Source organism: Kitasatospora sp. NPDC001119 (assembly GCF_053598475.1).
In genome coordinates, this window is sequence record NZ_JBSFKI010000047.1 from 31,021 (window position 1) to 55,969 (window position 24,949).

General features: G+C 71.7%; 32 protein-coding genes. 17 read left to right on the forward strand and 15 right to left on the reverse strand.

Annotated elements, in window-relative coordinates; translation table 11 throughout:
- The first annotated feature begins 121 nt into the window (after window positions 1–121).
- From ACWDD9_RS37655 to ACWDD9_RS37665, 3 genes are read left to right on the forward strand one after another with little or no spacing between them, the layout of a single operon-like run.
- Window positions 122–1,462 (forward strand): Mu transposase domain-containing protein, encoded by a 1,341-nt coding sequence (locus ACWDD9_RS37655; protein WP_449814087.1) that lies wholly within the window; start codon window positions 122–124, stop codon window positions 1,460–1,462.
- The gene (gene istB, locus ACWDD9_RS37660) at window positions 1,459–2,265 is read left to right on the forward strand and encodes an IS21-like element helper ATPase IstB (protein WP_449814088.1); all 807 of its coding nucleotides are present in this window, start codon (window positions 1,459–1,461) and stop codon (window positions 2,263–2,265) included. The genes ACWDD9_RS37655 and istB overlap by 4 nt, the downstream gene beginning before the upstream one ends.
- A complete protein-coding gene (locus tag ACWDD9_RS37665; protein WP_449814089.1) occupies window positions 2,255–2,782 on the forward strand; it encodes a hypothetical protein in 528 nt (175 codons plus the stop codon). The genes istB and ACWDD9_RS37665 overlap by 11 nt, the downstream gene beginning before the upstream one ends.
- Window positions 2,783–2,845: 63 nt before the next feature.
- Here the strand turns inward: ACWDD9_RS37665 and ACWDD9_RS37670 are convergent, their stop codons facing one another.
- Both ACWDD9_RS37670 and ACWDD9_RS37675 read right to left on the reverse strand, forming a co-directional pair.
- Window positions 2,846–3,211, reverse strand: a complete 366-nt coding sequence (locus ACWDD9_RS37670) for a hypothetical protein (RefSeq protein WP_449814090.1) — start codon at window positions 3,209–3,211, stop codon at window positions 2,846–2,848.
- Between the two features lie 125 nt (window positions 3,212–3,336).
- Window positions 3,337–3,705: a helix-turn-helix domain-containing protein gene (locus tag ACWDD9_RS37675; protein WP_449814091.1), complete on the reverse strand. Its 369-nt coding sequence runs from the start codon at window positions 3,703–3,705 to the stop codon at window positions 3,337–3,339.
- A 400-nt stretch (window positions 3,706–4,105) separates the two neighbouring features.
- Here ACWDD9_RS37675 and fabG point away from each other — a divergent pair, with 400 nt between their 5' ends.
- The 11 genes from fabG to ACWDD9_RS37730 all read left to right on the forward strand — a co-directional run bounded on the left by fabG (window position 4,106) and on the right by ACWDD9_RS37730 (window position 13,509).
- The gene (gene fabG / locus ACWDD9_RS37680; RefSeq protein ID WP_449814092.1) at window positions 4,106–4,810 is read left to right on the forward strand and encodes a 3-oxoacyl-ACP reductase FabG; all 705 of its coding nucleotides are present in this window, start codon (window positions 4,106–4,108) and stop codon (window positions 4,808–4,810) included.
- Window positions 4,811–5,028: 218 nt separating this feature from the next.
- Window positions 5,029–5,856 (forward strand): IclR family transcriptional regulator, encoded by an 828-nt coding sequence (locus ACWDD9_RS37685; RefSeq protein WP_449814093.1) that lies wholly within the window; start codon window positions 5,029–5,031, stop codon window positions 5,854–5,856.
- Between the two features lie 703 nt (window positions 5,857–6,559).
- Entirely contained in the window at window positions 6,560–6,874 is a 315-nt protein-coding gene (locus tag ACWDD9_RS37690) for a transcriptional regulator (protein WP_375874583.1), read from the forward strand.
- Window position 6,875: 1 nt separating this feature from the next.
- Window positions 6,876–7,925 carry a hypothetical protein gene (locus tag ACWDD9_RS37695; protein ID WP_449814094.1) on the forward strand — a complete coding sequence of 350 codons (1,050 nt, stop codon included), beginning with the start codon at window positions 6,876–6,878 and terminating at the stop codon, window positions 7,923–7,925.
- The gene (locus tag ACWDD9_RS37700; RefSeq protein WP_449814095.1) at window positions 7,925–8,632 is read left to right on the forward strand and encodes an ATP-binding protein; all 708 of its coding nucleotides are present in this window, start codon (window positions 7,925–7,927) and stop codon (window positions 8,630–8,632) included. The genes ACWDD9_RS37695 and ACWDD9_RS37700 overlap by 1 nt, the downstream gene beginning before the upstream one ends.
- 110 nt (window positions 8,633–8,742) lie before the next feature.
- On the forward strand, window positions 8,743–9,309 hold the full coding sequence (locus ACWDD9_RS37705) for a WhiB family transcriptional regulator (RefSeq protein ID WP_449814096.1): 567 nt from the start codon (window positions 8,743–8,745) through the stop codon (window positions 9,307–9,309).
- On the forward strand, window positions 9,306–10,364 hold the full coding sequence (locus ACWDD9_RS37710; protein ID WP_449814097.1) for a DUF2637 domain-containing protein: 1,059 nt from the start codon (window positions 9,306–9,308) through the stop codon (window positions 10,362–10,364). The genes ACWDD9_RS37705 and ACWDD9_RS37710 overlap by 4 nt, the downstream gene beginning before the upstream one ends.
- A gap of 83 nt (window positions 10,365–10,447) precedes the next feature.
- The gene (locus ACWDD9_RS37715) at window positions 10,448–10,672 is read left to right on the forward strand and encodes a hypothetical protein (protein WP_375874578.1); all 225 of its coding nucleotides are present in this window, start codon (window positions 10,448–10,450) and stop codon (window positions 10,670–10,672) included.
- 275 nt (window positions 10,673–10,947) lie between these two features.
- Window positions 10,948–11,280 (forward strand): MobC family plasmid mobilization relaxosome protein, encoded by a 333-nt coding sequence (locus tag ACWDD9_RS37720; protein WP_449814098.1) that lies wholly within the window; start codon window positions 10,948–10,950, stop codon window positions 11,278–11,280.
- Window positions 11,277–13,016 (forward strand): relaxase/mobilization nuclease domain-containing protein, encoded by a 1,740-nt coding sequence (locus tag ACWDD9_RS37725; protein WP_449814099.1) that lies wholly within the window; start codon window positions 11,277–11,279, stop codon window positions 13,014–13,016. The genes ACWDD9_RS37720 and ACWDD9_RS37725 overlap by 4 nt, the downstream gene beginning before the upstream one ends.
- Before the next feature lie 94 nt (window positions 13,017–13,110).
- Entirely contained in the window at window positions 13,111–13,509 is a 399-nt protein-coding gene (locus ACWDD9_RS37730; protein ID WP_449814100.1) for a hypothetical protein, read from the forward strand.
- Window positions 13,510–13,565: 56 nt separating this feature from the next.
- Here ACWDD9_RS37730 and ACWDD9_RS37735 read toward each other — a convergent pair whose 3' ends face one another.
- The 5 genes from ACWDD9_RS37735 to ACWDD9_RS37755 form a co-directional block, all read right to left on the reverse strand.
- Window positions 13,566–13,916, reverse strand: a complete 351-nt coding sequence (locus ACWDD9_RS37735) for a winged helix-turn-helix domain-containing protein (protein ID WP_375874574.1) — start codon at window positions 13,914–13,916, stop codon at window positions 13,566–13,568.
- Window positions 13,917–13,958: 42 nt separating this feature from the next.
- Window positions 13,959–14,189, reverse strand: a complete 231-nt coding sequence (locus ACWDD9_RS37740; RefSeq protein ID WP_375874573.1) for a MarR family transcriptional regulator — start codon at window positions 14,187–14,189, stop codon at window positions 13,959–13,961.
- A 531-nt stretch (window positions 14,190–14,720) separates the two neighbouring features.
- On the reverse strand, window positions 14,721–14,933 hold the full coding sequence (locus ACWDD9_RS37745; RefSeq protein ID WP_375874572.1) for a hypothetical protein: 213 nt from the start codon (window positions 14,931–14,933) through the stop codon (window positions 14,721–14,723).
- A gap of 44 nt (window positions 14,934–14,977) precedes the next feature.
- A complete protein-coding gene (locus tag ACWDD9_RS37750; protein WP_375874571.1) occupies window positions 14,978–15,253 on the reverse strand; it encodes a hypothetical protein in 276 nt (91 codons plus the stop codon).
- Entirely contained in the window at window positions 15,254–15,571 is a 318-nt protein-coding gene (locus ACWDD9_RS37755; RefSeq protein WP_375874570.1) for a hypothetical protein, read from the reverse strand. It abuts the gene before it with no gap.
- A 686-nt stretch (window positions 15,572–16,257) separates the two neighbouring features.
- Between ACWDD9_RS37755 and ACWDD9_RS37760 the strand changes: the two genes are divergently transcribed.
- Window positions 16,258–16,611 carry a hypothetical protein gene (locus ACWDD9_RS37760; RefSeq protein WP_449814101.1) on the forward strand — a complete coding sequence of 118 codons (354 nt, stop codon included), beginning with the start codon at window positions 16,258–16,260 and terminating at the stop codon, window positions 16,609–16,611.
- A 120-nt stretch (window positions 16,612–16,731) separates the two neighbouring features.
- On the opposite strand, the gene ACWDD9_RS37765 is transcribed toward ACWDD9_RS37760, so the two are convergent.
- A complete protein-coding gene (locus ACWDD9_RS37765; protein ID WP_449814102.1) occupies window positions 16,732–18,249 on the reverse strand; it encodes a hypothetical protein in 1,518 nt (505 codons plus the stop codon).
- Between the two features lie 452 nt (window positions 18,250–18,701).
- Here ACWDD9_RS37765 and ACWDD9_RS37770 point away from each other — a divergent pair, with 452 nt between their 5' ends.
- Window positions 18,702–19,661, forward strand: coding sequence for a hypothetical protein (locus tag ACWDD9_RS37770; protein WP_449814103.1), 960 nt, complete (start codon window positions 18,702–18,704; stop codon window positions 19,659–19,661).
- A gap of 280 nt (window positions 19,662–19,941) precedes the next feature.
- On the forward strand, window positions 19,942–20,196 hold the full coding sequence (locus tag ACWDD9_RS37775) for a hypothetical protein (RefSeq protein WP_375876845.1): 255 nt from the start codon (window positions 19,942–19,944) through the stop codon (window positions 20,194–20,196).
- A 7-nt stretch (window positions 20,197–20,203) separates the two neighbouring features.
- On the opposite strand, the gene ACWDD9_RS37780 is transcribed toward ACWDD9_RS37775, so the two are convergent.
- The 7 genes from ACWDD9_RS37780 to ACWDD9_RS37810 all read right to left on the reverse strand — a co-directional run bounded on the left by ACWDD9_RS37780 (window position 20,204) and on the right by ACWDD9_RS37810 (window position 24,936).
- On the reverse strand, window positions 20,204–20,686 hold the full coding sequence (locus ACWDD9_RS37780; RefSeq protein ID WP_449814104.1) for a hypothetical protein: 483 nt from the start codon (window positions 20,684–20,686) through the stop codon (window positions 20,204–20,206).
- A 130-nt stretch (window positions 20,687–20,816) separates the two neighbouring features.
- Complete coding sequence (locus tag ACWDD9_RS37785; protein WP_449814105.1) at window positions 20,817–21,626, reverse strand: winged helix-turn-helix transcriptional regulator; 810 nt, start codon at window positions 21,624–21,626, stop codon at window positions 20,817–20,819.
- Between the two features lie 17 nt (window positions 21,627–21,643).
- Window positions 21,644–22,483, reverse strand: a complete 840-nt coding sequence (locus ACWDD9_RS37790; RefSeq protein ID WP_449814106.1) for a hypothetical protein — start codon at window positions 22,481–22,483, stop codon at window positions 21,644–21,646.
- Window positions 22,480–23,118, reverse strand: coding sequence for a hypothetical protein (locus ACWDD9_RS37795; protein WP_449814107.1), 639 nt, complete (start codon window positions 23,116–23,118; stop codon window positions 22,480–22,482). The genes ACWDD9_RS37790 and ACWDD9_RS37795 overlap by 4 nt, the downstream gene beginning before the upstream one ends.
- A complete protein-coding gene (locus tag ACWDD9_RS37800) occupies window positions 23,115–23,606 on the reverse strand; it encodes a hypothetical protein (protein ID WP_449814108.1) in 492 nt (163 codons plus the stop codon). Before ACWDD9_RS37800 ends, ACWDD9_RS37795 begins: the two co-directional genes overlap by 4 nt.
- Window positions 23,603–24,349: a glycosyl hydrolase gene (locus ACWDD9_RS37805; protein ID WP_449814109.1), complete on the reverse strand. Its 747-nt coding sequence runs from the start codon at window positions 24,347–24,349 to the stop codon at window positions 23,603–23,605. The genes ACWDD9_RS37800 and ACWDD9_RS37805 overlap by 4 nt, the downstream gene beginning before the upstream one ends.
- The gene (locus ACWDD9_RS37810) at window positions 24,346–24,936 is read right to left on the reverse strand and encodes a DUF4913 domain-containing protein (RefSeq protein WP_449814110.1); all 591 of its coding nucleotides are present in this window, start codon (window positions 24,934–24,936) and stop codon (window positions 24,346–24,348) included. Before ACWDD9_RS37810 ends, ACWDD9_RS37805 begins: the two co-directional genes overlap by 4 nt.
- Between the last annotated feature and the right edge of the window lie 13 nt (window positions 24,937–24,949).

A 24,949-nucleotide genomic window follows, 5' to 3' on the forward strand; every position in this document is an offset into this window, starting at 1 on the left:
CTCCCCACCCTTCGTGTGACCCTGCCCGGCGTGTCGGGATAGTTCGTGGCCGGGTGGAAAGCCTGCGTGCGCATGGAGTTCGGCCTGTTCGGGGGCCTTGATGCTCACCAGGGAGGAAGACGTGGACGCGCACGCGCTGCGTCGGCAGGGATGGTCGATCTCGGCGATCGCCCGGCATTTGGGGCGGGATCGCAAGACGATCCGCGCCTACCTGGCCGGGGAACGCGTCGCCGGTGTCCGGGCCCCTGCTCTGGATGAGTTCGTGCTGTTCCTGCCCTACTGCCGGCAACGACTGGCGGATGATCCGCACCTGTGGGCGACCACGCTGTTCGACGAGATCATCGATCTGGGTTACCGCGGCGGTTACTCGACATTTACCCGGGCCCTGCGCAAACACCAGGTCAGGCCGCACTGCGGGCCGTGCCACCGCGGTGCCAGGCGGGACAGCTCGATCATCGAGCACCCGCCGGGCGAGGAGGTCCAGTTCGACTGGCTGGAGCTGCCCGACCCACCCGAGCACTGGGGCGTCGGGGCGAACGCCCACTTGTTGGTCGGTGCACTCGCGCACTCGGGACGATGGCGCGGGGTGCTGGCCGAGAGCGAGGACTTCCCGCACCTGGTCGAGGCGCTGGACCAGGTCCTGCGGAGGCTGCATGGCACCGGACGGCGCTGGCGGTTCGACCGCATGGCGACGGTCTGCCACCCGGCCAGCGGGAAGCTGACCGCCGCGTTCACGGGCGTCGCGAAGTACTACGGGGTGGGTGTCGACATCTGCCCGCCGAGGCGGGGCAACCGCAAGGGCGTGGTCGAGAAGGCCAACCACTCGGCCGCGCAACGCTGGTGGCGCACGGTCCCGGACGGCATCAGCATCGAGGCCGCGCAGAACGGGATCGACAAACTCGCCGTCCGGATGGACGGCCGCCGTCGCGCGATCGAGGGCGTCCGCACCACGGTCGGCGACCTCGCCGACGCCGAGCCGCTGCTTGAACTGCCCCTCGCCCCGTTCCCGGCCCAGGCCACCGCCGACCGCGTCGTGACCGCGCAGGCCCTGGTCCCGTTCCGCGGCAACTTCTACTCGGTCCCGCCGGGCCTGCCGGGCGCGGTTGTCTCGGTCCGTTGGCGTCTGGACGAGCCGTTCCTGTCGGTCGCGACCGCGGGCGGGGCGGTCATCGCCCGCCACGAGATGGCCCCACGGGGTTGCGGCCAGACCGTCCGCGACGCCGGGCACGTCGTCGCCCTGGAGCGGGCGGTGCTGGAGGCATTCAGCGACGCCCCGCCCTGTCGCGGCAAGGTCCGCCGGCCGCTCTCGCCCCAGGCCCTGGCCGAGGCCGAGGCCCTCCGAGGCCAGGGCAGCGCGGCCGATCCCGCGGCCCGGGTCGTCATCGACCTGTCCACCTACGCCGACGTCGCCGCCCGACTGCGGACGGCACCCGGCAACGAGGAGAAGGAGAAAGAGAGTTGAGTGATCCTGTCCCGATGAGCGAGGCGCGCCGCTACCAGCAGTTGCGGGCCCACCTGTCCTACCTGAAGCTGAACAACGCGGTCGAGGCCCTGCCCCGGGTCCTCGACCAGGCCCGCGCCGAGCGGATGTCCCTGACCACGGCGCTGGAGCGGCTGCTGGAGATCGAGGTCGAGGCGACCGAGGCCCGCAAGCTGGTCTCCCGGATGCGCTTCGCCTGCCTGCCCGAGCCCTGGACGCTGAACGACTTCGACTTCGCCGCCCAGCCCGGAGTCGACGAGAAGCTGATCCGCGACCTGGCCACCCTGCGGTTCCTCGACAACACCTCCAACGTCCTGTTCGTCGGACCGCCGGGCGTCGGCAAGACCATGCTGGCCATCGCGCTCGCCCGTTCGGCGGTCGAGGCCGGTCACCGGGTCTACTTCACCACCGCCGCCGAACTCGCCGCCAAGTGCCACAAGGCCGCGATCGAGGGCCGCTGGTCGACCTGCATGCGCTTCTTCGCCGGACCCAGGCTCCTCGTGATCGACGAACTCGGCTACCTCCCGCTGCCCGGGGACGGGGCCTCCGCCCTGTTTCAGGTGATCAACCAGCGGTATCTGAAGTCCAGCACCATCCTGACGACCAACGTCGGCATCGCCGACTGGGCCGGAGCCTTCGGGGACGCCACCGTCGCCGCGGCCATGCTCGACCGTCTCCTGCACCGCGCCGCCGTCGTCGGCATCGACGGGCCGTCCTACCGGATGCGCTCGCACCAGGACCACGCCGAGACCCTTCGTCGGGGAGTGAACGCCCGTGTCTCCTGAAGCCGACCCGCTCACCGACGCCGCCGGCCGCCTGCCCCGCTACTGCCGCCACTGCGACACGGAGTTCGACCCCACCCCCGGCACACGGCAGATCTTCTGCTCGCCGCGATGCGCCGACCTCGCCCGCCGCCCCGCGCCGCCTCCGCCGGTGGTCAAGAACTGCCCGAACTGCGGAAGCGAGTTCACCCACGAGGCCCGGGTCCGCCAGGTCTACTGCTCGCCGCTCTGCCGCCGCGACGCGGAGAAGACCCGCGACCGCGAGCGCGACGAACGACGGGCCCGCCGACTCGGCGAACCCCTGCTCAACCGGCCCGCGATCGCCGCCGGCCCCGCCAAGCCCACTCTCCCGCCGGCGCCTCGCCCACGAGCCGGCGACACGCTCGCGCCCACCGCGATCCGCAACTGCCCGCACTGCGACCAGCCCATCACCATCGTCGCGCTGCTGGCCACCCCGGAAGCCGCCCGCCCGACCATCCCGCAACCAACCAACGACGTCGTCCCCCTGCGCAGGGTCTGACCCGTCAATCGTCAAGGGGGGGAGCCCACGCTGCGGGCTCCCCCCTTGACGCTGCAGTCGTCGTCAGATGAAGTCCTTCAGTCCCAGCAGGCGTTCGAGCTCGGCGACGGCTTCGGCGGCCGCATGAGTCTCCAGCACCTCCTCGGCCGGATGGGCATAGGGACTCCCGCGCCAGACGACATAGCCGCCCTCCGGGGCCACCGTCACGAACGCCGGCGCCGGCTCCCCGTCTCCCATCCACCAGCGCGGCCCCGTGCTGAAACACAGTCGGCCCATGCTGGTGAACGGAAAGAAGCGCGCGAGCCCACCACCCCGAGCCGCCGAGACCAGAGTAACCAAGCCCACGTGCTCATCACGGCCATATGCCTGGTCAATACCTGCCGAACTGTCCAGCTCGAAGTCCCAGGCCGCTTCCAGCGATTCCTCCATCAGGCCATGCTCCCGTCGATCCGATCAGCAGAAAAGGGCCAAACGCCCACCCCCACTCCCCAGACCGTTCAAGCCTCAAAGAACTGAGGAGCTGGAGCAACACCGGCCAGATTCAGAGAGCCTCATCAACGCTGCATGTCCGCGTCCATGGCCGCCATGGCGTCGGGCTCCGTGTCTCGCGGGGCGGGGGCGCGCCCAGTGGCGTGGTGGTACAAGGCGAGGCGTTCCGCATCATTGAGCCGGAATGTGAATGCAAGACGGTCGAGAATTGCGTCGGAGAATTGTGCCGGCTCTCCGTTTTCCAGTTTCGAGTACCACTTGACGCTGATGCCGGCAAGTTTGGCGACCTCGGTTTTGGTGAGTTCCCGAGTGCGGCGACCTGGGGTCGTGACCAGACCTGGGATGGAGTTGGGATCTGTCCGCTCGCGCCAGCACTGGATCATGGCGGCGAGCGTTTGATCGCGAGCCGCGAGGCGCTCGAAGTCGGTGCTCATGGCAACCGAGTCTAGGCATCGTCGAGACGCGGAACGGCCTCGATCGGTGTGTGGGGAAAGCCACAGAAGCGCAATTGTGACCATTTAGTTTAAAGCTCAATATTCCTTCCTTTCGGAATGATGAAGTGTCATTTGATCAAGTGGACTGCTGAGGCAATCTGACGAGTCGTCAATGCACCGACGGTGCCCCTGAGGTGGCGACGCTCGGGATGTTGCGGAAAATATCCGGAAGATTACTCTGGGTGATCTATGTGTGTGGTTCGGAACTGAGAGTTCGCGAACTCACGGTTCCGGAACTCGGACTTCTGGAAGTCCGAGTTCCAGTGGGGGGCTGGCATGGTGGAAGCCGCCGGGCACCGAACGGGTAGCTCGGCGACCTGCCCCACGAAGGAGAGCCCTCATGTCCCGCTCAGCCCTGGTTATCGGAGGCAGCCGAGGCATTGGCCTTGCTGTCGCGCAGCGGCTCGCCGCGGACGGCGCCACCGTGGCCGTCGCCTCCCGCAGCGGGCTCGCCCCGGAGGGCCTCCTCGGTGTGCAGTGCGACGTGACCTCCGCCGAGTCGGTCGACGCCGCGTTCACCGCAGTCGAGGCGGCCCAGGGGCCGGTGGAGATCCTCGTCGTCAACGCCGGCATCACCCGGGACGCGCTGCTGCTGCGCATGTCCGAGGACGACTTCGACGCCACTCTCCAGACGAATCTCGCCGGCGCCTACCGGGCCGCCAAGCGTGCCTCCCGCGGAATGCTCCGCGCGAAGCGCGGCCGACTGATCTTCATCTCCTCCGCTGTCGCGATGACCGGCGAGAGCGGGCAGGCCAACTACGCCGCTTCCAAGGCCGGCCTCGTGGGCTTCGCCCGGTCCCTGGCCCGCGAACTCGGCCCGCGCGGCATCACCAGCAACGTCGTCGCCCCCGGCCTGACCGAAACGGACATGACCGCAGTCCTCTCCGAGACCCAGCGTGGAGCCCTGCTCCAGCGGGTGCCGCTCGGCCGCATGGCCCAGCCGGAGGAGATCGCTGCCGCAGTGTCCTTCCTGGCGAGTGACTCCGCCGCCTACCTGACCGGGGCGATCATCCCCGTAGACGGTGGCGCCGGCATGGGTCACTGACCGCTCGTCGGGCCTGGGCGCACGAGGCAACGCCCAGGCCCGGTGCACCCCCCGCTGCTCGCGCGCCCGGCGCGCCCACGGCTCTAGCTGCGACGACCTTGTACTGGACCCGTGACGGGACCTGCGGCCTTGGTCGGGCCATCGGCCTCACATGCCTATGCCGACCGGAGAACGGACTTGGCCGGCCGGTCCCGGCACCACAGACCTGCGAGACTCCCTTGCTTTCTGCTGCAACACCAGCGCCATCGACGCCGCGCCAGCAATCAGGCCCGGCGGCCAGCACTCACGCCCGAGTCCTTACCGTTCTCCGCGCGGTCACCCAGGGAAGCGGCGTCCAGGGCGTGCTCGACCTCACCAGGTCCACCGGCATCCCTGACTCCACAGTCCATCGCATTCTGCAGGCCGGCGTGGAGACCCGTACGGTCGACCAGGTCAGTCGAGGCCGCTACCGGCCGGGCCCCGCCATGATCGAGATGGCGCTGCAGGCCATGACCTCCGCCCCGGTCGCGGCCGACGTCCAGCAGATGCTCGACGACCTCCAACGGAGTACCGGTGGGGTCGTAATTCTGTCCACGGTCACCGGGTTCGGTGGCCTGCGTCGCCTGTGTACCGACTACACCCTCGGTGACCGTGACCCGGAGACCCTCAGGGCTCTGACCTACACGATCGGCTCCATGCCGCGCTCGCTGCGCGTCGGCGCAACGGGGCGCGTGATCCTGGCTCACCTGCCGACCCACATGCAGGAGGCGGTGCTCGCTGAGGAGCTGCCCCAGCCCCAGACGCCGGGTGCGATCCGTGATGAGGCTGGTCTGCTTGCCTCCCTTGCCGATATCTGTCGGCGCGGCTTCGCGATCGGCCGCCAGGAGGCGTTGGTCGGATGGGATGCCATCGCGGCACCTGTCATGTGGGGGTCGACGGTGATGGGATCAATCGGCCTGGGAATGCCTGCCGAGGAGATGCCGAGCGACCTGCGAGAACTGATCCAGCGAACATGTGATGCCGCGCGCGCAATGAGCCTTATTTCCGGTGGGCAGATCGCCGCATAAGCGGGCGCCGAGCTTTCGTCATGCTCGAATTGGCGGCCGACAGGAGAACCTGTCGGCCGCCAATTCATTTCCGGGCGTGCGATCCGGAGGGCGTCCGGGCGCTGCTCGATGCGGTACGGGCATGCCGGAATGAGTGATTCATTGGGTCGGGGGGTGTCTGATATTCACCGGCCAAGATCATTTCCCGTCAGGCGGGAAATGAGGGTTACTACTCGCGTAGATGGCTTGAAATTCTTGACCGGAATCAAGTGGCGATCATAGGGTCTCATTGATGTCGCGGGCGGCCCGGAATTTCCGGTTCAGCCTTTGGCCCGGGGTTGCAGCAGCAACGGTGGCCGGTGGCTGGGAAGGCCGAGACCGTGAAGCCGGGGCCCGAAGGCCGGCCGGGCACTCATGGGGCGGCGAGGGGCATGGGGCGGTACGCGCACGAGTCCTCCCCCCCCCATGGGGAGTTAAGGACTGGATGTGTGGCTCCGGAGGCCCTAAGGTTCTCACCCCGCCGCGGAGGTGACAGGTGGGCAGAGAGAGGGGGAGTCGATGCAGTAGGACATGTCCGGAAACGAGAACCGGCGCCCTGGAGCTACCAACTCCTGGACGCCGGGCCAGCGCCCCGAAGGTCGCTGATTCACTACCGCGCGAGCGGCGGGACTTCTTTTGCACGAGAGGCCGCCGCGCGCGTTTCCTACGAAACACGGAGTATCGCATGACTGCCCTGCCCGGGGGAACCCAGTACGTGGAGCCCAACCCAAGCCAGCAGCGGCTCGGGGCCAAGCTCGCGGGCATGATTCCCGGCGCGGTCGCCGTCCGCGTCAGCCTCACCCACCCCAGCCGTCAGTGGCCCCACCCCTACACCGTGGCGGTCGACGGACGCGGCGAGCGGCTCATGCTGAGCGGCAGCACCACCAAGGTCGCCGCCCGCTGGGTGCTGCGGTCCTGGCCGGAGGCGGACTGGACGCGCCCGCACACGCTGGACCTCGCCACCGGCCAGCTCGCCGTCACCTCGGTCCGGAGCCGCTGACATGGCGCGAATACGAGCGATCAAGCCCGAGACCTGGGTGAGCGAGACGCTCGCCGAGGTGGCCATCCCCGCTGTGATCACCTTTCTCGGCATGGCGAATCACGCCGACGACCACGGCAGGCACCGCGACCAAGCCGCGATCGTCTACGGCCTCGTCTGGCCGATGCGCGAGGAGATCACCCGCGCTGACGTCGAGGACCACCTCCAGCAGCTCGCCTCTGCTGGCGCGATCTGCCGCTACACCGGCTGCGACGGCCGCCGGTACTTCCACTACCCGACGTGGCGCAAGCACCAGAAGATCGACAAGCCGTCGCTGAGCCGCCTTCCCGCGTGCCCGCACTGCGAGCCGGAGCGGTGCGGCGTCTGCAAGGGCCCCTGCATTCAGCAGGCCGCCCTCGCCGGCACCCCGGGGTCCGGAGTCGAGGCCGCCGCGAGTGCTCCCCGAGTGTTCGGCGAAGCGTCGGCGAACACTCCGGCAGCCCTCAAGCAGCCGCGCGAGCACTTCCCGGCGCCCGCCGCGCAGACGGCGCCGGGCACGGCCGAAGCTGTCACCCTGGTCGTCGAGGCCGAGGTCAAGCCGGTTCCGGCTCCCCGGAAAACCGCAGGTCAGACGGTATTCGTCGAAGCCTCCCCGACGGTTCGCCGAGCCCACCCGGAGTCCTCGACGCCTGGATCTAGGATCTTGGATCCTGGATCTTCTTTCCCTACGGGGCGCGAGGCGCCCGACGCGGACGCCGTCTCAGCCGGTCAGCTGATCGGCGAGTACGTCACGGCCTGCGCCGAGCGTCCGCCGGGCAGCGTGCTCGGCCACCTCGGCAAGGTCGTCAAGACCCTGCTGGACGAGGGCATCGCCGCTGAGCACGTCCGGGCCGGGCTGCAGCGGTTCGCCGAGATCCAGGGCCACCCGTCCCGGCTGCCGAGCCTGGTCAACGACGCCATGAACGCACGAGGCACCGGTTTGGCGCGGCCGGGATTCCGGCCTAACGTGCCCGCTCACCAGGCGTGGACCAACCCGGTCGACGCCGTCGCCGCCTACGCCGAGGAGCTGTGATGCGCACCCACCGCGACCCGCAGACCCTCGCCGACGCGCCTTCGGTGCTCGACCGGATGGCCCGCATCCTCGCCTCCCGGGGCATCGACCAGCACGTGGTCGACGCCCTCCCGGACGAGGCGGAGCCGTACTCGGCGGAGGAGGTCCTGTCTGCCGGGCTGCCGCCGCGCTACCGCGAGGCGGTCGCCACGAACCCGCAGGTCCTGGCCTGGGTGCGGCAGGTCGCCGCCGAGGCCACCGCCCCGAGCCTCGGTGCCCGCCGGCAGGTCGTCACCGGCCCCAGCCTGCTGATGGCCGGAGTCGTCGGCGCCGGGAAGACCCACGAGGCGTACGGCGCCGTCCGCCGCCTGGTCGAGGCCGGCATCGGAGTCCGCTGGCGCGCCACCACCGCAGCGGACCTCTACGCCGAACTCCGCCCTAGCTCGGACACCGACGCCGAGCGGGCCCTCGCCGCCTACAGCCGGGTGCCGCTGCTGATCCTCGACGACCTCGGCGCCGCCAAGAGCTCCGAGTTCGTCGAAGAGCAGACCTACCGGCTGATCAACCGCCGCTACAACCACATGCTCCCGACCCTGATCACCAGCAACCTGCCGATCAAGGACCTCCGCACCTGCCTCGGTGACCGCGTCACCTCCCGGCTCGCCCAGATGACCACCCGGGTCAGCTTCGAGCCGGTCGACCGCAGACGCCTCCAGCGCGCCGCCTGAGCCGCCGCCGCGCCCGGCCGCCCCACGGCGAGCCGCCCACCCTTCACCGACCCAGCGCCCTCTCCGCCGACGCCGACCCCGCGCGCGGAGAGCGATCGGAGCAACCCCAAATGACCACCACGACCCGCCCTGTCCGCCACCGCGCCCTCGGCGACCAGACCTGGCAGGACCAGGCCGTCTGCACCCCGACCGAGTACACCCCCGTCGACCCCGAGGTGTTCTTCCCCGGTCCGGAGGACACGGCCGCGATCACCACCGCGAAGGCGCTGTGCGCCCAGTGCCCGGTCGCCCGCGCCTGCCTGGACGCCGCGCTGGAGACGGGCGACACCCACGGCATCCGGGGCGGCCTCACCGAGGAGGAGCGCGAACCGCTGCACAGCAGGCTCGTCGACCGCCTGGACTACAGCCGGGTCAACGCCGTGCTGGCCGGACGGGACATCCACATCACCCGTGCCGAGCGGCGCGCCGTCGTCCTCGCCGGGTACCGGCAGGACGTGCCGGTCGAGCGCCTCGCCTGGCTCCTCAAGATCAGCCCGGAGCACGCCCTCAAGCTCTACCGGGAGACCCGCCGCGCGATCCGCCACCGGCAGATCGCCGAACAGGCCGCCCGCACCGCCTCGGCCGGGCAGGGCGCCGCCGAGCAGCTGCACCGCGACGACTTCGGGACGGCCGCGTGAGCACCACCACCGCTACCACCCCGAACTCCGCGCACGTCACCGGCTGGGACCGGGCCGTCGTCATCGCCCTGGGCGGCGCGGGCTGCGCGCTCAGCTACGACGCGCTGCAGCAGATGGCCGTGGCCATCCACGTGCGGGGCCTGCTCACCCTCGTGTTCCCGCTCGTCATCGACGGCTTCATCGCCTACGGGGTGCGCGCCCTGCTCGTGATGCGCGACGCCCCGCTGCGGGCCCGCGCCTACGTCTGGCTGCTCTTCGGCGCGGCCACCGGGGCGAGTCTGTGGGCCAACGCCCTGCATGCCGTGCGGCTCAACGAGCAGAGCACCACCGCCGGCCTGCGGCTCGGCGACTCGGTGGTCGCGGTGCTCTCCACGATCGCCCCGCTCGCCCTGGCCGGCGCCGTCCACCTCTACATCCTCATCGCCCGCGGACCGGTCAGCCCCGCCGACCGGGACGGTCAGGGTGACCGAGGGACCGAGGCCGACCGAGGTCAGGTCACTCCTGACCTGACCTCGGTCACCCCTGGCCTCGGTCAGGTCAGCGTCGAGGCCGGACTGACCGAGCGGCTGGCAGCGCTGACCGGCGGTCAGGACAGCGGAGTTCGCCCCGGTGCGGGGCGGCCGGTCAGCCGCCCGGTCACCGCGCCGGGAGACCAGCCGAGGCTGACCCAGGTCAGCGCGGTCAGTCTGACCAAGCCCTCTGACCTGGGCGGTCACCCGGCCAACGGCCGACAGGTCACTGACCGACCGGCGGACACCAGGCCGGTCACCGCCGCGACGGTCAGCCCCGCCGAGGTCACCGGTCAGCCGGTCAGTGTTCCGGTCACCGACCCGCCGGTCACTGACCGGGACAGCGACCGCCGTCCTGACCTGGACACCGAGGACCTGCTGGCTATCGCCCGGCAGGCCGCGCCGGAGAACGGCAGGCTGACCCGCAAGGCGGTCGCCGAGGCGATCCGAGGTCAGAAGATCCCCCTGTCCAGCGCCACGCTGACCGAACTGATGGCCCAGCTCCGGCCCCAGCCCGGTCAGCCGGTCACCGCCGACCGGACCTGACCGACACCCGAGCGCCGGGGTGACCGACCAGGTCACCCCGGCCGGTCACCCGCCGCACCACCGCCGAACGGGAGTACCCCACCATGCGCACCACCCCCGCCACCTGGGCCGAGGCGGACTCCTGGCTTGCCGTCCTCACCCAGCACGGCCACCTCCACCGCGTCGAGACCGGCCCGGACGGTACCCGAAGCATCCAGCGCGGCCGACACTCCCGCCCCTGGACCCTCCACCACCCCGTCCTCGCACTCGACTTCGTCGAAGACCTCCTCCTCGACATCCGCCAGCGCGACACCGAGGCCAGCCGATGACCGCACCCGGCCACGACAGCACCACACAGGTACGGGAGAACGACCCCAACACCGCCCCTGGCGGAGCAAGTTGTGGGGTAAGCGATGCTTACCCCGCCCGCGCCCCGAAGGGGGCGCGGGCACCCCGATCGTCGGCAGACCCAGGGGGGCCTGCCGACAACCGGGGAGTCGACTCGGGGGAGCCGACCGGGACAGACACGCCGACCGCGCCCGCTCCCGAGCGCGCCGCCTCCCGACGCCGCCGCCCCCGCCACGCCACCCAGCGCCGCACCTGCGTGAGCCTGCGTTTCAGCGAACCGGAGTGGGCCGCCGTCCGGAAGGCCGCCGACCACGCCGACCTCGCCCCCGGCGGCTTCTGCGCCGCCGCCACCCTGGCCGCTGCCACCAGCACCGACCCGGGCGCCGCCATCGCCGACTACCGGCGCGGCATCCAGGAACTCATGGAGTCCAACCGCCAGCTCGCCGCCATCGGCAACAACGTCAACCAGGTGGCCCACTTCCTCAACGCCGGCGGCCAACCGGCCACCGACCTCCGCCAGCTCCTGCGCCGCGTCGAAGCCTCCATCGCCGCGGTCGACGACGCCGTCGCCTGGATGGTCCGCCGGTGATCCCCAAGATCCGCACCGGCACCGGTGGCACCTACGGCCTCATCCGCTACCTCTACGGACCGGGCCGCCGCGACGAACACACCGACCAGCACCTCGTCGCCTCGTGGAACGACTTCGCCCCCGACCCCGGACGCAACCCACACCACACCATCGCCCAACTCGCCGCCCAACTCGACCAGCCCGTCAAAGCCATCGCAGACCGCGCCCCCGCCGACACCATCTGGCACTGCTCGGTTCGCGCCGACCCCGGCGACCGTCACCTCGACGACAACGACTGGGCGAACATCGCCCGCCGCATCGTCCACGCCACCGGCATCGCCCCCGAAGGCGACACCACCGCCTGCCGCTGGGTCGCCGTCCGCCACGCCGACGACCACATCCACATCGCCGCCACCCTCGTCCGCCAGGACGGCCGCCTCGCCAACCTCTCCTTCGACCGGCGCAAGGCCCAGGCCGAGGCCCGCCTCATCGAGAAGGAGTACGGCCTGCGCCGGCTCAACCCCGGCGACGGCACCGCCGCCAAGAACCCCACCAGCGCCGAGCGCTTCAAGGCCGAACGCACCGGCCGCACCGAGACCCCGCGCGAAACCCTGCGCGACGCTGTCCGCCAGGCCGTCGCCGGAGCCGACAGCGAGGAGGAGTTCTTCACCCGCCTGCGCGAGGCCGGCCTGCGGGTGAAGCTCCGCCACCTGCCCTCCGGTGACCTCACCGGCTACAACGTCGCCCTGCCCGGCGACCGCAACCGCACCGGCGAGCCCATCTGGTTCTCCGGGTCCAAACTCGCACCCGACCTCTCCCTGCCTCGCATCCGCCTTCGCCTCGACAGCGCATCCACCACCGGCACCACGAAACCGGGCAGCCACCGGGCCCGCACCGGACGCTCCACTCCCGCGCGGCGCCGCCGGGACGCCGCCGGCGCCGCCGAGCGTGCCGCCGCCGTTCTCGACCAGGACGATGACGATGCCGCCGCTGCTCACCTCGTCGGTGCCGGGGAGATCCTCGACGCCCTCGCCCAGACCTCCCCGGCCGCCACCCGCGCCGAACTGCGGGAAGCCGCCCGCGCCTTCGAGCGCGCCACCCGCAGCCAGGTCCGCGCCGAGAACGCCGACATCCGGGCCCTGCGCTCGGCCGCCCGCGGAATCGTCCATGCCGGCAGCGCGCTCGGCCGGGGCGAGGACGGCGGCGCCACCGCCATGGTCCTGTCCACCTTCGTCCTGGTCACCCTGGCGGCTGCCCGCTGGCACTCCGCCCGGGGTCACGCCCAGCAGGCCGCCGCCTCCCGCCAGGCCGCCGAGCACCTGCGCTCCGCCTACCAGCAGGCCGCCGCCACCCCCATGCGAACGATGCGCGAGATCGGCCGCGCCCTCCCGGACGGCGAGCGCCGCCGCCACGACACCACCATCCACACCGTCCTCGGCACCGCCGGGAGCCCCAAGGGCCCGGCCCGCGAGCACGACGCCCTGGCCGCCGTCCTCGCGGAAGCGGAGAAGGCCGGCCACGACCCCAAGGTCCTCCTGGAGAAGGCCGTCGACCGGCGAGAGCTGGAAACCGCCCGCAACACCACCGACGTCATCGTCTGGCGCATCCGCCGCCTCGCCGACCTGCCCGCCAACCCCGAACACCCTCGTACGTCCCCCAGCCCCCGGACACGGACCGGACCGGCACAGGCGCGCACCGCGCAGCCGGCACCGGCCCAGCCCGCGACCGACCCGCGCCGCCCGGCACCGCGCCGCTGAACCGGCAGCCTGCCGAGCAGCCATCACGGAACCCCTCGACACCCGGTTCCACCAGGTGTTACGCAAGTACCCGAGCACCACGAACGGAGAGCCCGTGACCAGAACCACCGAGAACACCACCACCGCCCCGGCCCCGATCACCACCCCGGTCCCGGCCGGCTCCGACCCGCTCCTGCAGCTGGAGTACGAGACCCAGACCCCCAGCGGCCCGGAGGCCGTCCGCGGTCTGCTCCACCCGACCGAACTCGCGCTGTGCGGCATACCGGTGACGTGTTCCGCCTGCCGGGCCCGCCGAGACTGGCTGCTGCTCAACCACCGTCGCAACGTGTGGGTCCGCTGCCGCTGCGGGAACGAGTGGCTGGAACCGGAGATCACCCGCAAGGACTTCGACGCGATGATCGCCAACCCGGCCTGGACCCACCACTCCGACACCGACGCCGCGAGGGTGGCCCTCGGCTTCGACGGCACCTTCGCTGGCGTCTACCTGGATTAGGCCGGGCAGCGCGAAGGACCGCCACCCACGTCGGTGGCGGTCCTTCGCGCTTTGGATCAGTGTCCCGAATCGAGAGGTGCTGTCGGGGGGAGTCTGCGGGCAGTGGCCAGTCGGTGAAGGCTGAGCCGGACGGCGGCCAGGCGCAGGCCGAGGCCGGCGGCGAGTTCCTCAGGGCTAAGGCCGGGCCTACGCTGCAGGTGGTCGAGGACGGCGCGGTCGGTCCGGTTCTCGGCGGTGCGGATGGTGCGGTAGGCCGCCAGCGTGCCACCCCCGAGGGCGAACAGCCCTGCGGCGCACACCCCGTGGGCGCCGGTCACCGCAGCGCTGATCGCTGTGGCGGCGCCGATCACAGCGGTGGAGCACCAGGCGGTCAGCGCGGCGGGGCCGCGGACCAGGCGGTCGGGCATCGGCAGGTACTCCCCTTCAAGCTCGGTGGCGAGTGGCGCGGGTCAGCCGGACGCGGGCTCGGAGGGCTTGCCGAGCAGGTCGCTGCGGCGGCCCTGGCCAGGGGGCGTCCAGTCCTGGAAGGTGGACGGCTTCCAACGGGGGCGGTCCGGGACGCTGGTGTCGTCGGGATCGGGCAGGGTGCCCCTGTTCTTGCGGTTGCGGGCGGCGCCGACACTGATGCCCAGGTGCGCGGCGACCTCGGCGTAGCCCCAGAGCTGCTGGTCGTCGGCCATGCGCGTGTCCTAATCCTCGGTGTTCCGGTGATGAGCGTACGCGCCGCCGGTCGGGTGGGTGCACGGCGAGGCCGCCCCGGCTGGTCAGCGCGGGGCGGCCTTGTGCGGTGCTGTTCAGGAGTCGACGAGGCGGTTGGCGAGTTCGAGGGCGGCGGTGGCGACGGCGAGGGCGGAACACAGGCCGGTGACCTCGTCCAGGGTGGGGCGCACCAGACGGGGCCAGTCGTCGCTGGCAGCGGGCCAGGTGGCAAGGCGGACGTCGGCGGTGGCGAGGCCGAGGCGGGCGGTGACGTCCCAGCCCGCCTCGGGGGCCTTCTCCCACCGCAGCAGGATGCGGCCGAAGGGGAGTCTCGTGGTGGTGGCGGGGAGCCAGAGGACCTCGATCGGCTGGCCGGGGTCGGTGGGGACGCGGCGGACGAGCGCTCCGCTCGCCCAGTGGGGTACGGGGTGCAGCGCGAGCCGGTCGAGCGGCTGCGTGCGGGTGCGGCGGTGGGTGGTCGGGATGCGGGTCTCCTTCGGGCGGGCGGTGGTTCAGGCCCAGGCGAGTTCGTCGCGGACGGCGGCGGGCAGGTAGCTCTCCTGGCCGTCTTCGGCGAGGTAGGCGATGCCGTCGTGGACGACGACGTCCGTGCCGATGTAGTGGGCGAAGGCCCAGTCCGGGTTGACGGCGAGACGGACACGCAGGTTCGGGTCGACGGTCTGGAGCTGGGCGATCAGGTGGGCGACGGTCAGGTACTGGGGCATTGCGGGTCTCCGAGCAGAGAGGCGGTGGTGGGTATGGGCGGCGGTCACGGGAGGTCGAGGCGGAGCCGGTCGCGCAGGACGGCCGGGCCCTTCGGGTGGGGCTTGGGGTGGGTGGCGAGGTGCCGCTTGCGGGACTCGTCGACGTAGCCCTTGCCGGTGCCTTTGAACTCCCAGTCGCCGCAGGTGCAGACGGCCTGGGAGTAGGAGCGCCCGGGGCAGTCGGGGTGGAGCGGCTTGCCGGAGCTGGCGTGCTTGTGCTCGGGCGGGCAGAGGCTGTGGTCGGCGTGGTGGTTGGTCAGCGGGGCGCGGTGGACGGTCATTCAGACCCTCTCGGTGGGCGGAATCGTCGGGGCGGGCATGGAGCCTCGGGGATCGACGAGGACGGGTTCGTCGGCGGGCCACGGGTCGCAGCACTCCCAGGGGAAGCCCCGGGTGAGGACCACGGTCCCGTGCGGGCCCTCGACCTCGGGCAGGCCGCAGACGCCACATCCGCACGTCGGGTCGTACGGTCCGGGGTCGGCCGGGTAGGGGCCACAGGCGAAGTAGTCCGTGCGGCGCAGGCGCCCTGGAGCGGCGAGTGCGAAGGCGGAGACGATCAGGTCGCCGGGGCGGACCTCGTCCGCGCGGACGACCCGCAAGGCCGGGCTGGCAAGGAAGCGGCGGGCAGCGCGGTGTTCAGTGGTGGCGGTGACGATGAGCGGGTACAGGGCGACGTGCCGGGTGTTCGCGGCGTGTCCCTTCGCTGACCTGCGGTTTTCGGCGACACCGATACTTTGACATGCAGCGTCCCGAAGTTGGTAGTCCTTTTTTCGGGACCAGTGCTCTGCCGTTGTGACCGTTCGCGATAGTTGGCGGTTGTTCACGACAGATGGCGGGGCGCTGAGACGACTGCCGGAGCTGCGTGTGACTGTGCACGGTAGACGGCCATCTTTCAGAGTTGATGGCCAAGGCTTCCGTGCTACTTGGTCTGCCTGAGCACCTCACCCGGCCAGCACCCGACGCTGCCCGGAGTCCCGGTTCAAGGGCTTTCGCCCGGCGGTACCGGGAACCACGTGAAATGGGCCGCTGCTGAGCCTGACCGATGCCATCATGAACGTCGTGACGTAGCCGTCCCGGACAGCGGCGACACCCGGGTGCTCGGCGCGCCGTGGAACCGGTGGAAGTTCGAGGGTGGAAGCGAAGTCCTGTCCCGGTACGTGCCCGGCGCGAGCGTGCATCAGTACCGCAGGGATCGTTGTGGCTTGACGGACGACAGTGAATGATCTTGAAAGCATCGGGCGAACTGCTGCGCTCGACCTGACTCGTTCATTTTTGAGGAGCACTCGTGACCACCGACAAGAACGCACCCGCCACAGAGACCGCCGACAACGGCGGCATTGAGCAGATCCCCGCGACCGTGGTCCAGGTGACTCAGCCAGCTGCGGTCGTCGACGCCCGCGACGCGCTGCTGCGGGCCATTGGCCGCGAAGCCGAACACGTCGCAGCCAACAACCCCGGCCATGCTTCCCCAGCCCTCGAAGCACTCGCCCGCGCGTACACGCTGGTGACTTCCGGAACCGTCATCCCCTCGACGACCGATCGGAACTCCGTCGCCGCCTCCGGCAGGAACTTCGACTTCGTCGGCCCGGCCGTCACGGACCCGCTACTGGGCAGCGGCGTCACCATCGGGGTCCGGTAGCGAGGGCGGACACCGGCACACGGGCGTGACCGACAGGTCGGGTCATGGCCAGCGGCAGCATCCGCCTCGCGGGCTACGCGCTGCCGCGAGGCGGATCCGGCCCTGTGCTGCTTCATGGGGTCAGGGGTTGGCGACCTCGACGGCGTACAGGCCGCGGAGCCGGCCGTCGCCGGCGTCGTACTGGGAGGGGTAGAGCAGTTGGACGTGGACGGGCAGCGGGGTGCCGGGCTCGATGGTGTGGGAGCCGTCGTTGGGTGAGCCCAGGACGACGGTTCCCTCCAGGCCGTCCTTGATGACCCGGTACCACTGGCTCTGCGCGGGGTTGACGCGGGTGCGCGCGGGGACGTCGAAGGCGATCTCCCAGGCCGTCACGCGGTGTTCGTTGGCGGCCAGCATGAGGTTGTAGCTGACGAGCCAGCCCTTGGCGTTCTCGGGCCAGGTCTGGTCCCACTGCCCGGCGATCTCCTGATCGACGCTGATCAGGGGCAGTTCGGCGGTGGTGGTGACCTGGGCGGACTGCTGGGCCGCGGTGTTGGCACGGGTGTCCGAGGTGATCCGGCTCGTGACGGTGAAGTCACCCTCGTAGTGCGATTCGACGGTTCCCCGCAAAGTGATCACCGCCTTGCTGCCCTTGGGCAGGCTGAGCGGCTGGCGGAGTTCGCCGTCGGCGGCCCCCGCGCCGCACACCGCGCCGTTCTCCCCGCGGCACGTCACCTCCACGTCGACCAGCTGGACGGGCACCTCTGCGCGCACGACGGCGTCGGGGGCGTCGTTGGGCCCGTAGTTCTGGACACCGACGGTGTAGGAGATCCGGTGGCCGCCCTGAGCGGTCAGCGGGCCGCTCATCTCCAGCGGCATGGCGACGGGCAGGGCGACGGTGAGGTTGCGGATGCGGTGGGCTGCGGTGGCGCCGCCGGTGCCTGCCGCGAACCCGAGCTTGAACGTCGCGGGCATCTGCACCTGGCCCGGCCCGGACGCCAAGTCCAGATTGTCGATCACCACCGCGCCGTTGGGGTCCGAGGCGCTGGAGCGCCGCACCGTCAGGCGCCCGCCGATGACGGTCACCTGCAGATGGGCCCCCACCTCCCAGCCGCCCCGGAACCCGCCCGGCACCTCGACACCGGTCAGCCAGGCGAAGCCCGTGAGCAGGTCCCCGGAGCCGCGCACACCTACAGTGTTGGGGCTGCGGCCGGGACCGCCGGGGCCGGTGGAGGGGGCGGCGAAGTTCCCGTGGTTGTCGAAGCCGACCCCCACATAGCCGGCCGTGATACCGGGAAGGTTGACCAAGCTGTCCTTGATGAAGGAGTAGCCCAGCGCCCCGCCGCGCGCCCCCGGCTCCGTGGTGCGGCTCCCGTCGATCAGGTAGAGGCTGAACCCGTCCCCCAGGCCCTGGGCCCCGCCGCCCTCGCACGAGTAGTCGAAGTCGATGCTCACCCCGAGCGAGGAGGAGAACGGCTGGTCCAGGAACGCCGTACCCGCCTTCGACGCGGTGTTCGGCGTCAGCTCCAGCGCGCCCTCGTTCATCCGCGCGCTGCCCAGCAGCCGCCAGTGCGGATTCGCCGGGGAAGTGCCGGTGAACGACTCGGTGATGGGGAACTGCACCTGCTGCTGCACGGCGTCGGGCGACTGACCCGTCATGAAGGACTCCTCTTCGCTGGACCAGCACCTTCTCAACAGCCCGCTGTAGACGCGAACCGAAGGGACCTTGACGGCCCCCGGCGCTGACCATGCCCAAACCTCGGCGTCGTACGCATAAAAACCTACACAAAGTGACGAGATATCACCTTCAGGTACGGCGCAGGCGGACAGGCCAAACATTCGTGACGCCGGTGACTTCGGACTCCGCCCTTCCCAGACGCCGCCAAGACCAGTGGCCAGGTAGCGGGAAAAACCCTGGCCATCCGCAGCGCACAGTCACTGCGTCTTCGCGGTTGTGTCGAGCTGTCACTTCGCTGCGCTCTCGCCAATCGCCTGCGGCAACGGTCGTCTTCGTGATCCCCGTTCGTGTGAACCGAGGCGGATGTCAGACGTCTGGCGGCGATCCCCCGCGATCATGAAGGTCCGCATACCGACTGACAGGACGGGCATCCATGACGACGACATCGCAGCGGTGGAGATTCACGGGTGCGGCCATCGCGGTGGCCGTGCTCGCTGGTGGGCTCGGCACCTCGCCCGCGCACGCCGGAACCGGCAAGCAGGGGTTGCTCTGGCGGCAGTTCGACGAGCCGGGCTGGTACGAGTTCGACCTGCCCAAGGGCGTGGACTCGTTCACGGTCACGATGATCGGCGGAGGGGGCGGCGGCGGAGGCGCCGGGCGGGAGGGCACCGGCACCGGTGGCGGAGGGGGCGGTGGCGGAGGCGCCGGCATCGCCGACTGCACCGTCACCAAGTTCCCGGCCGACCTCAGGACGATCGGGGTTCGCGTCGGCGGCGGTGGCGGCGGAGGGCAGAAGGGCGGACGGCAGGGCGAGTTCGCGGGCGGCGGCGGCAAGGGAGGGGCGGAAGGCGGAGGCGGAGGCGTCCCGGGCAACCGGAACAACGGCGGCGGCGCAGGGGGCGGAGGCGGCGGCGGGAGCTCAGCGGCCTTCTTCGTCCTGGGCAAGGCCAGCGGCGATGTCGTCAGCGTCGGCGCAGCGGGTGGCGGCGGAGGCGGCGGTGGGGGCGCTGGCTGGGCACCGGGCGAGGGCCCGGCGCGCGGCGGCAGTGGCGGTTCCGGACACGGCGGAGCCCGCGGCGGCCAAGGCGGCAGCGACGCCAGGAAGACCCCGATCGGAGGCCACGCCGGCGCAGGCGGCAGCGCCCAGTGCGACAACAACACGGACGTCACCACGACAGGGACGGTGGCCAACGGCACGAATGGGGGCGACGCCGACAAGTACACGGCCGGAACGGCGGGCGTGCGCCCCTGGTTCCCCGGCCTCCCCGACGGCCTCATCCCGAAGAGAGCGGGCCGGGGCGCGGCCGGCGGCTCCGGCGGCACGTCGACCACCGACGGCGCGACGGCGCGCGGTGGGTGCGTGATCGTGACCTGGAACTACCCGTCCTCGTAGACGCTCAGCCCCGGGCGGCGGTCCCGCCACGCAGCTGACCTGGGTGGCCAACCGCCGTACCCGTCCACTGGTCGTCGATCCGCCAACAGTCGTGAACAGGTCTCGCCAACCGCGACGAACAGAAACGCCGTGACCTGCAAGGATTCCGGAGGCAGTCCGCCAACTATCGCGAACGGTCACAGCCGTGGGCGAACCGGACGGGAATGGATCAGGGGCGCGGGGTGCTGAACCGAGGTTGCGGCGCGGAGCCGTACAGGGTCGGAGGGGGACGAAGGCGTTGGTGCCGAACAGAGGCCGGGACATGGCGGCGCTGGAGCGCAAGATCCGCAGCGCGGGCCGGGCGTGGACGATGGGCGATGTCGCGATGATCGCCGAGGGCCAGTGGGCCGTCGCCGCGGGCCGGGTCGAGCGTGAGCAGACCGTGGCGGTCGAGGAGCGGCTGGCGGACGGCCGGCGGGTGGAGCTGACCCTGGAGGAACTGGCCCGCGTGGTGGGCACCGACCCCGGCGCCCACCACGACAGGGCCGACGACTGACCGCCGCCTACCTTCGGTTCGCCACCAGCGGGGCCGGGGCGGCAGCCGGCGGGGCGGGCCGGTCGACAGACGGACCGAGGGGGCCAGGCACCCGCGAGGTGCGAGCGGTGGCGGCCCGGACTCGTTCGGCGTCCAGGCCGCCTTCGGCGTTGAACGCGTGCTCACGGGCGTCGACAACGTGGCGGATCATCTGGACGGCCGTGTTGCTCTCGGCGTAGGCCGTCCGCAGGGCGCTCGCCGATGCGGTGATCCGGTCAAGGTCGTAGAAGGCCGGAACATGGCCGGGCCGGGTGAGGGCGTGGAGCCGATCCTGGTGCACGGCGATGGAGTTGGACACGACGAAGAGGTGGGCCCGGTGGTGCATGGCCGAGCGCAGCATCGGGTCCACGGCGGCCAGGCGGGATGCGGACTTCTCCAGATCGGCGATCGGCCGCCCCCAGGCTTTCTCGATCATCGCGTCCGCGCAGTCGAGGGCGGTGGCGTCGGGCACGGTGTTCTCCGGTGTGGTGGTGGGGCGTCAGCGGGCGGAACGGGCGACCGGCACGGGAGCCGTCAGAGCGCCTTCGGCCCGGCCCGGTGGTTCGGCTACGGAATCCGTTCCGGTTCCGCAGCTCGCGAAGTCACCGGCCGCGCGAGGGGTGGGAGGCCGCCGTGACAGCTGTGGGGACACGCGGCGGCGGTACCGGAGGGTGACTGAACAGGGAGGAGGGGGCGGCACTGCGCCGCAGTGCCGCCGCGGTCCGTGCGGACTGCGCGGGGGAGTTGAGGGTGCGCTCGGCGGCCGGCACCACCGGGGCCAGGGCGGTGGTGTGCCGGCTGTCCCACTGCTGGAGGGCGGTGTGGACCGGGCCGAGGGCTTCTCCGGCGTCGGTGAGGACGTACGGGGCGCCGTGCCGGTCGCCGGTGCGGGCGACGAGCCCGTCCGCCTGCATGCGGTTCAGCCGGGTTGCGGCGAACTGCTCGGAGGTGCCGAGGCGTTCGGCCAGCTGGGGCAGGCGCATGCTCCCGTGCTCCGCGAATAGGCGGACCGTCTCGGTGGTACCGGGCAGCTGCAGGCGCTGCAGGGCGTCCTCGATCCGGTCGTACCGGCCCTGCGGGGTGTGATCGATGTGGTCGGACGACCACTGGGCGAGAGTGCGGTAGACCGGGCCGAGCGTGCGGGCGGAGGACGAGAGCCGGTAGGGCGAGGCACGGTCGAACGCGCCGTCGCGGGTCACCAGGCCAGCCTCGGACATCGACGCCAACCGCTTGCTGACGTACGACGGGGACAGCGCCGTGACGTGCTGGGCGACGTCGGCAACCCGCATCTCCGGGCCGTACTTGGCGATCGTGTGGACGACATGGGTGGTCCACTTCGGCGCGATCCGGTGCAGGACGGTCTCGACGCGCTGCGCGTCGGCGGTGCTCATGGGGGTGATCTGGGCGGACATGGCCGGGAGTTCCTTGCTCAACGGGTACGGGCGGAGACGGAGGGGTGTGCCGCTCCTGGCGATGGCACTGCCTGGGCGGGGCCCGCCGCAGCGGGGGCGGTGCCGCGGTAGAGGGCGGCGACCTGGCGAAGCCGCTCCGTGCGGGCGGCGGCGTTGGCTGCTTCGCCCTCGGCGGTGAGCGAGAGCATGTGCCCCATCCGGGATGCGGAGGTGCTGGCGTCGGCGGTGACGAGACCGGCGCCGATCAGCCGCTCGACTGTCTCGGCCTCGATTGGGGCGCCGAGCCCGGAGCCCCGGATCACGTCCTTGTCGCCGTGCACGCTCTCGCGCAGCCACAGGTCCCCGTGCTCCATCGCCTGCAACGCTGCCCGGGCGAAGCCCTGTTCGTCGTCCCAGGCGGCCGTGGCGGGGCGCGCTTGCTGGTCGGCCGGGGCCGTGGCGCCGTTGGTGTGCGCGGAGTCGCGCCGGAGTTGCGGCGTGGCGGTCGGCCGGTCGGCCTCGGCGCCGCGCTCGTAGGCGCTGAGGACCTTGTCGAGCTGCCCGTAGGCCGCTCCCCTGCGGGCGGTGAGCAACTCGACCTGGAGCCCTGCGGACTGGATGATGCCGTTGACGCCGCGCATGCTCGCGTGGTCGCCGCGGGCGATCGGCTGCAGGCGCTCGATCACCGTCTTCGCCTGCTCGGTGAGGTCCTGGTGGAGCCGGTCGACGTCTCGGGCGCACGAGGCGACCATCGAGGCGAGGTGGGCCAGCGGGCTCTGGTACGGGTGCCGTCCGGACAGCTCCCCGGCATCGCCTGCGCCGAGCCGTTCGTAGACGAGGTGGGCGCCGGGGTGGGTGTGCGGGTTGTGCGGGTTCACGGGGCCGCCTCCATCCGGGTGAGGAGGGAGCGGACCAGGGTGGGCAGGCTGTCGGGGCCCTCGTCGTCGAGGCGTACGGCGCTGACCGATTCGTTCAGGAGGCGGTGGGCGTCCTCGGTCAGGGCGCCGATGATCTCCGTGCACGCTTCCGTGAACTCCGCGCGGGCGAGCAGGGCCTGGCCCAGGAGCTGGAGGTAGAGGCCGGGCGGCAGGGCCGCCTCGGCGGCGAGGGCGGCGATGGCCTGCCGGTCCTGCGGGGCGTAGTCCGCCAGGTCGAAGTCGGAAGTGCTGTCGTCGGCCGGGTGGCCGGCCTCGGCGACCAGGGCGTCGACGACCTGGGTGAGGTCGGCGAGCGACTCCGTCAGCCAGCCCAGGGCGGAGACGTAGGAGGCGAGGGTGAACAGGGAGGCCGGGGTGGCCGACCGCCGCGTTTCCAGCAGGTTCTCCAGCCGGTCGGCGAGTGCAGTGATCACCTTCGGCCCGGTGGCGAGCGGCCCGAGGACGGGGTGGAGGTGCGAACGCGCGGGCGGGGCGGCATGCCGAGCGGTGGTGAGGCCGGAGACGGCCTCGGCGGCTTCGACGAGCCATACGGCGAGGTCGGCGTGCGTGGGGGTGGAGGTAGGGGTGGTCATCATCGGGCCCTTCGGGCGGCGGCGCTCGGTGCGAAGCCGGGGGAAGCGGTGGTGTAGGCGGGGCTGGCGCTGCCGGCCTGTACGGGGCGTACGGATTGGGCGCGGGCGGCTCGCACGCGGGCTTCCTCGGCCGGGCCGAGGCCGGTCGGCAGGTTGAGCCCGGTGCGACCCAGGCGGTTCTGGGCGGAGCGGTACACCTGGTAGTCGAGCCGGGGTCCGGCGGCCACGAGGTGCACCTCGCGCCGGTGCTGGGACTCGGGCGGGGAGGTGCGGAACTGCACGACCAGGCGGTGGCTCGCGAACTGGTCGCCGACGCCGAGGTAGACCTTGTGGCAGCCCTCCAGCCGCCCTTCGAGGCGCTTGGCGACCCGCTCGCCGTGGACGAGGTCCTGCAAGTGCAGCAGCGCCTGGTCGCGGACGGCGTCGGGGAGCTGGCGCAGGTCGGAGATCGCGTCCGGGTGGGCGGAGAACGCGAACTTGGCGCGGCTCACAGCGAGCGCCCCCGGTCGGGCTGCGCGAGGGCGGCTGCCGCGGGTGCGGCGGCCACGATCTCGGCGACGCCGGGAGCGGTCGGGGCGGCGCTGCGGGCGAGCGCGGCGCGGGTGCGCAGCGCGTCGGCTCCGTTGCGGTACTCGGGTGGCTCGGGCAGCGGGGTGTTCCGCGCGGCCAGCCACGCCTCGGCGCCGGCCCGGTCGGGGAAGGCGCCCTCGCGGATGGTGTAGGTGTTCTGCTCGGCGTCGGAGTGCTCGATGAAGAGCCGGACGGGCAGTTCGGCGGCGTTCCTGTCCGTGACCAGGGTCCATGCCTCGCCCGGACTCTCGCGGGCGGCCGTGAGGTCGATGAGGTCGTAGCGTTCGCCGGCGCTGTGGATCTGGTTCTCGATGCGGTAGGTGAGTTCGTCGGCGCCGATGAGGTCGCCGTCCACGGTCATCGCTGCGGGCGGGCAGCCGCGTTCGGCGAGCCACTTCTGTGCGAACGCCACGTTGGCGTGCGCGGCGCCGTCCAGTGCGAAGGTGCCCTCGGCCTGGTCGCGCCGGACGTCGAACGTGAAGAGGTCCGGCAGGCTCCGTCCCGGGCCCCACGCGGCCCCGTTGTCGAAGGCGAGCAGGTAGCTGCGATCGCCGACGTCGTGCCGGGCCAGGAAGTCGAGGTCGCTCTCCCCGGCGATGTCCCGCAGGAGGCCGGAGCGCTCGTCGGCGGGCGACAGGCCGCCGAGGTCGAAGTCGGCGGTCATGCGGCGAGTCCCAGCTGGTCGGGGGTGGACAGGATGCGGTGGGCGGGACGGGCCGGGCTGGTGGCGCACGCCGCGAACGGGCCGTCCGGCGCTCGGAGCTGGGCGAGGGCGTGGTCCAGGTGGTCGCGGTGCCACGTCGAGGGGCCGCTCTGGCCGGCCTCGGCGGCGGTCAGCTGCTGCCAGGCCAGCCACAGCGCGTGGAGGCGGGCGACGGCCTCGGGGTGCTCGTGCCACCTCGCGCACCAGGGGCGGGTGGAGCCGATCTCCCGGCCGTAGACGGGCAGCAGGATGTGGGTGACCCAGAACGAGAGCTCGGCCAGTTCGGCGGCGTACTGCGCGCCGCCCATGGCGAGGATGAACAGCGGTGGGGCGGAGCCGGGTTCGTCCCCGGCCCCGGGGTCCGGCCCGGTCGAGCCGGACCCCGTTTCGTCGTCGGCCTCGGAGCCGAGGCGGTCGAGGATCACGCCGTGCTGGCGGACCTCGGCCATGGTGCGGGTCAGGGCGCTGACGAGGTCGTCGAGGTCCTCGTCGGCGATGCGGATCGGCGAGGGCTCGGGGGAGCCCGGCGTCGGGACGGACTCGGACATGGCACATCCAGGG

Excerpts from the sequence above, each read along its gene's own strand:
- ACWDD9_RS37750 (WP_375874571.1), bottom strand. The coding sequence starts at position 15,253 with ATGACCGTCCACCGCGCCCCGCTGACCAACCACCACGCCGACCACAGC.
- ACWDD9_RS37745 (WP_375874572.1), bottom strand. The coding sequence starts at position 14,933 with ATGCCCCAGTACCTGACCGTCGCCCACCTGATCGCCCAGCTCCAGACC.
- ACWDD9_RS37785 (WP_449814105.1), bottom strand. The coding sequence starts at position 21,626 with ATGTCCGCCCAGATCACCCCCATGAGCACCGCCGACGCGCAGCGCGTC.
- ACWDD9_RS37695 (WP_449814094.1), top strand. The coding sequence starts at position 6,876 with ATGGCGCGAATACGAGCGATCAAGCCCGAGACCTGGGTGAGCGAGACG.
- ACWDD9_RS37805 (WP_449814109.1), bottom strand. The coding sequence starts at position 24,349 with ATGACCGCCGACTTCGACCTCGGCGGCCTGTCGCCCGCCGACGAGCGC.
- fabG (WP_449814092.1), top strand. The coding sequence starts at position 4,106 with ATGTCCCGCTCAGCCCTGGTTATCGGAGGCAGCCGAGGCATTGGCCTT.
- ACWDD9_RS37715 (WP_375874578.1), top strand. The coding sequence starts at position 10,448 with ATGCGCACCACCCCCGCCACCTGGGCCGAGGCGGACTCCTGGCTTGCC.
- ACWDD9_RS37795 (WP_449814107.1), bottom strand. The coding sequence starts at position 23,118 with ATGATGACCACCCCTACCTCCACCCCCACGCACGCCGACCTCGCCGTA.
- ACWDD9_RS37690 (WP_375874583.1), top strand. The coding sequence starts at position 6,560 with ATGACTGCCCTGCCCGGGGGAACCCAGTACGTGGAGCCCAACCCAAGC.
- ACWDD9_RS37740 (WP_375874573.1), bottom strand. The coding sequence starts at position 14,189 with ATGGCCGACGACCAGCAGCTCTGGGGCTACGCCGAGGTCGCCGCGCAC.
- ACWDD9_RS37705 (WP_449814096.1), top strand. The coding sequence starts at position 8,743 with ATGACCACCACGACCCGCCCTGTCCGCCACCGCGCCCTCGGCGACCAG.
- ACWDD9_RS37700 (WP_449814095.1), top strand. The coding sequence starts at position 7,925 with ATGCGCACCCACCGCGACCCGCAGACCCTCGCCGACGCGCCTTCGGTG.
- ACWDD9_RS37735 (WP_375874574.1), bottom strand. The coding sequence starts at position 13,916 with ATGCCCGACCGCCTGGTCCGCGGCCCCGCCGCGCTGACCGCCTGGTGC.
- ACWDD9_RS37810 (WP_449814110.1), bottom strand. The coding sequence starts at position 24,936 with ATGTCCGAGTCCGTCCCGACGCCGGGCTCCCCCGAGCCCTCGCCGATC.
- ACWDD9_RS37670 (WP_449814090.1), bottom strand. The coding sequence starts at position 3,211 with ATGGAGGAATCGCTGGAAGCGGCCTGGGACTTCGAGCTGGACAGTTCG.
- ACWDD9_RS37675 (WP_449814091.1), bottom strand. The coding sequence starts at position 3,705 with ATGAGCACCGACTTCGAGCGCCTCGCGGCTCGCGATCAAACGCTCGCC.
- ACWDD9_RS37770 (WP_449814103.1), top strand. The coding sequence starts at position 18,702 with ATGACGACGACATCGCAGCGGTGGAGATTCACGGGTGCGGCCATCGCG.
- ACWDD9_RS37765 (WP_449814102.1), bottom strand. The coding sequence starts at position 18,249 with ATGACGGGTCAGTCGCCCGACGCCGTGCAGCAGCAGGTGCAGTTCCCC.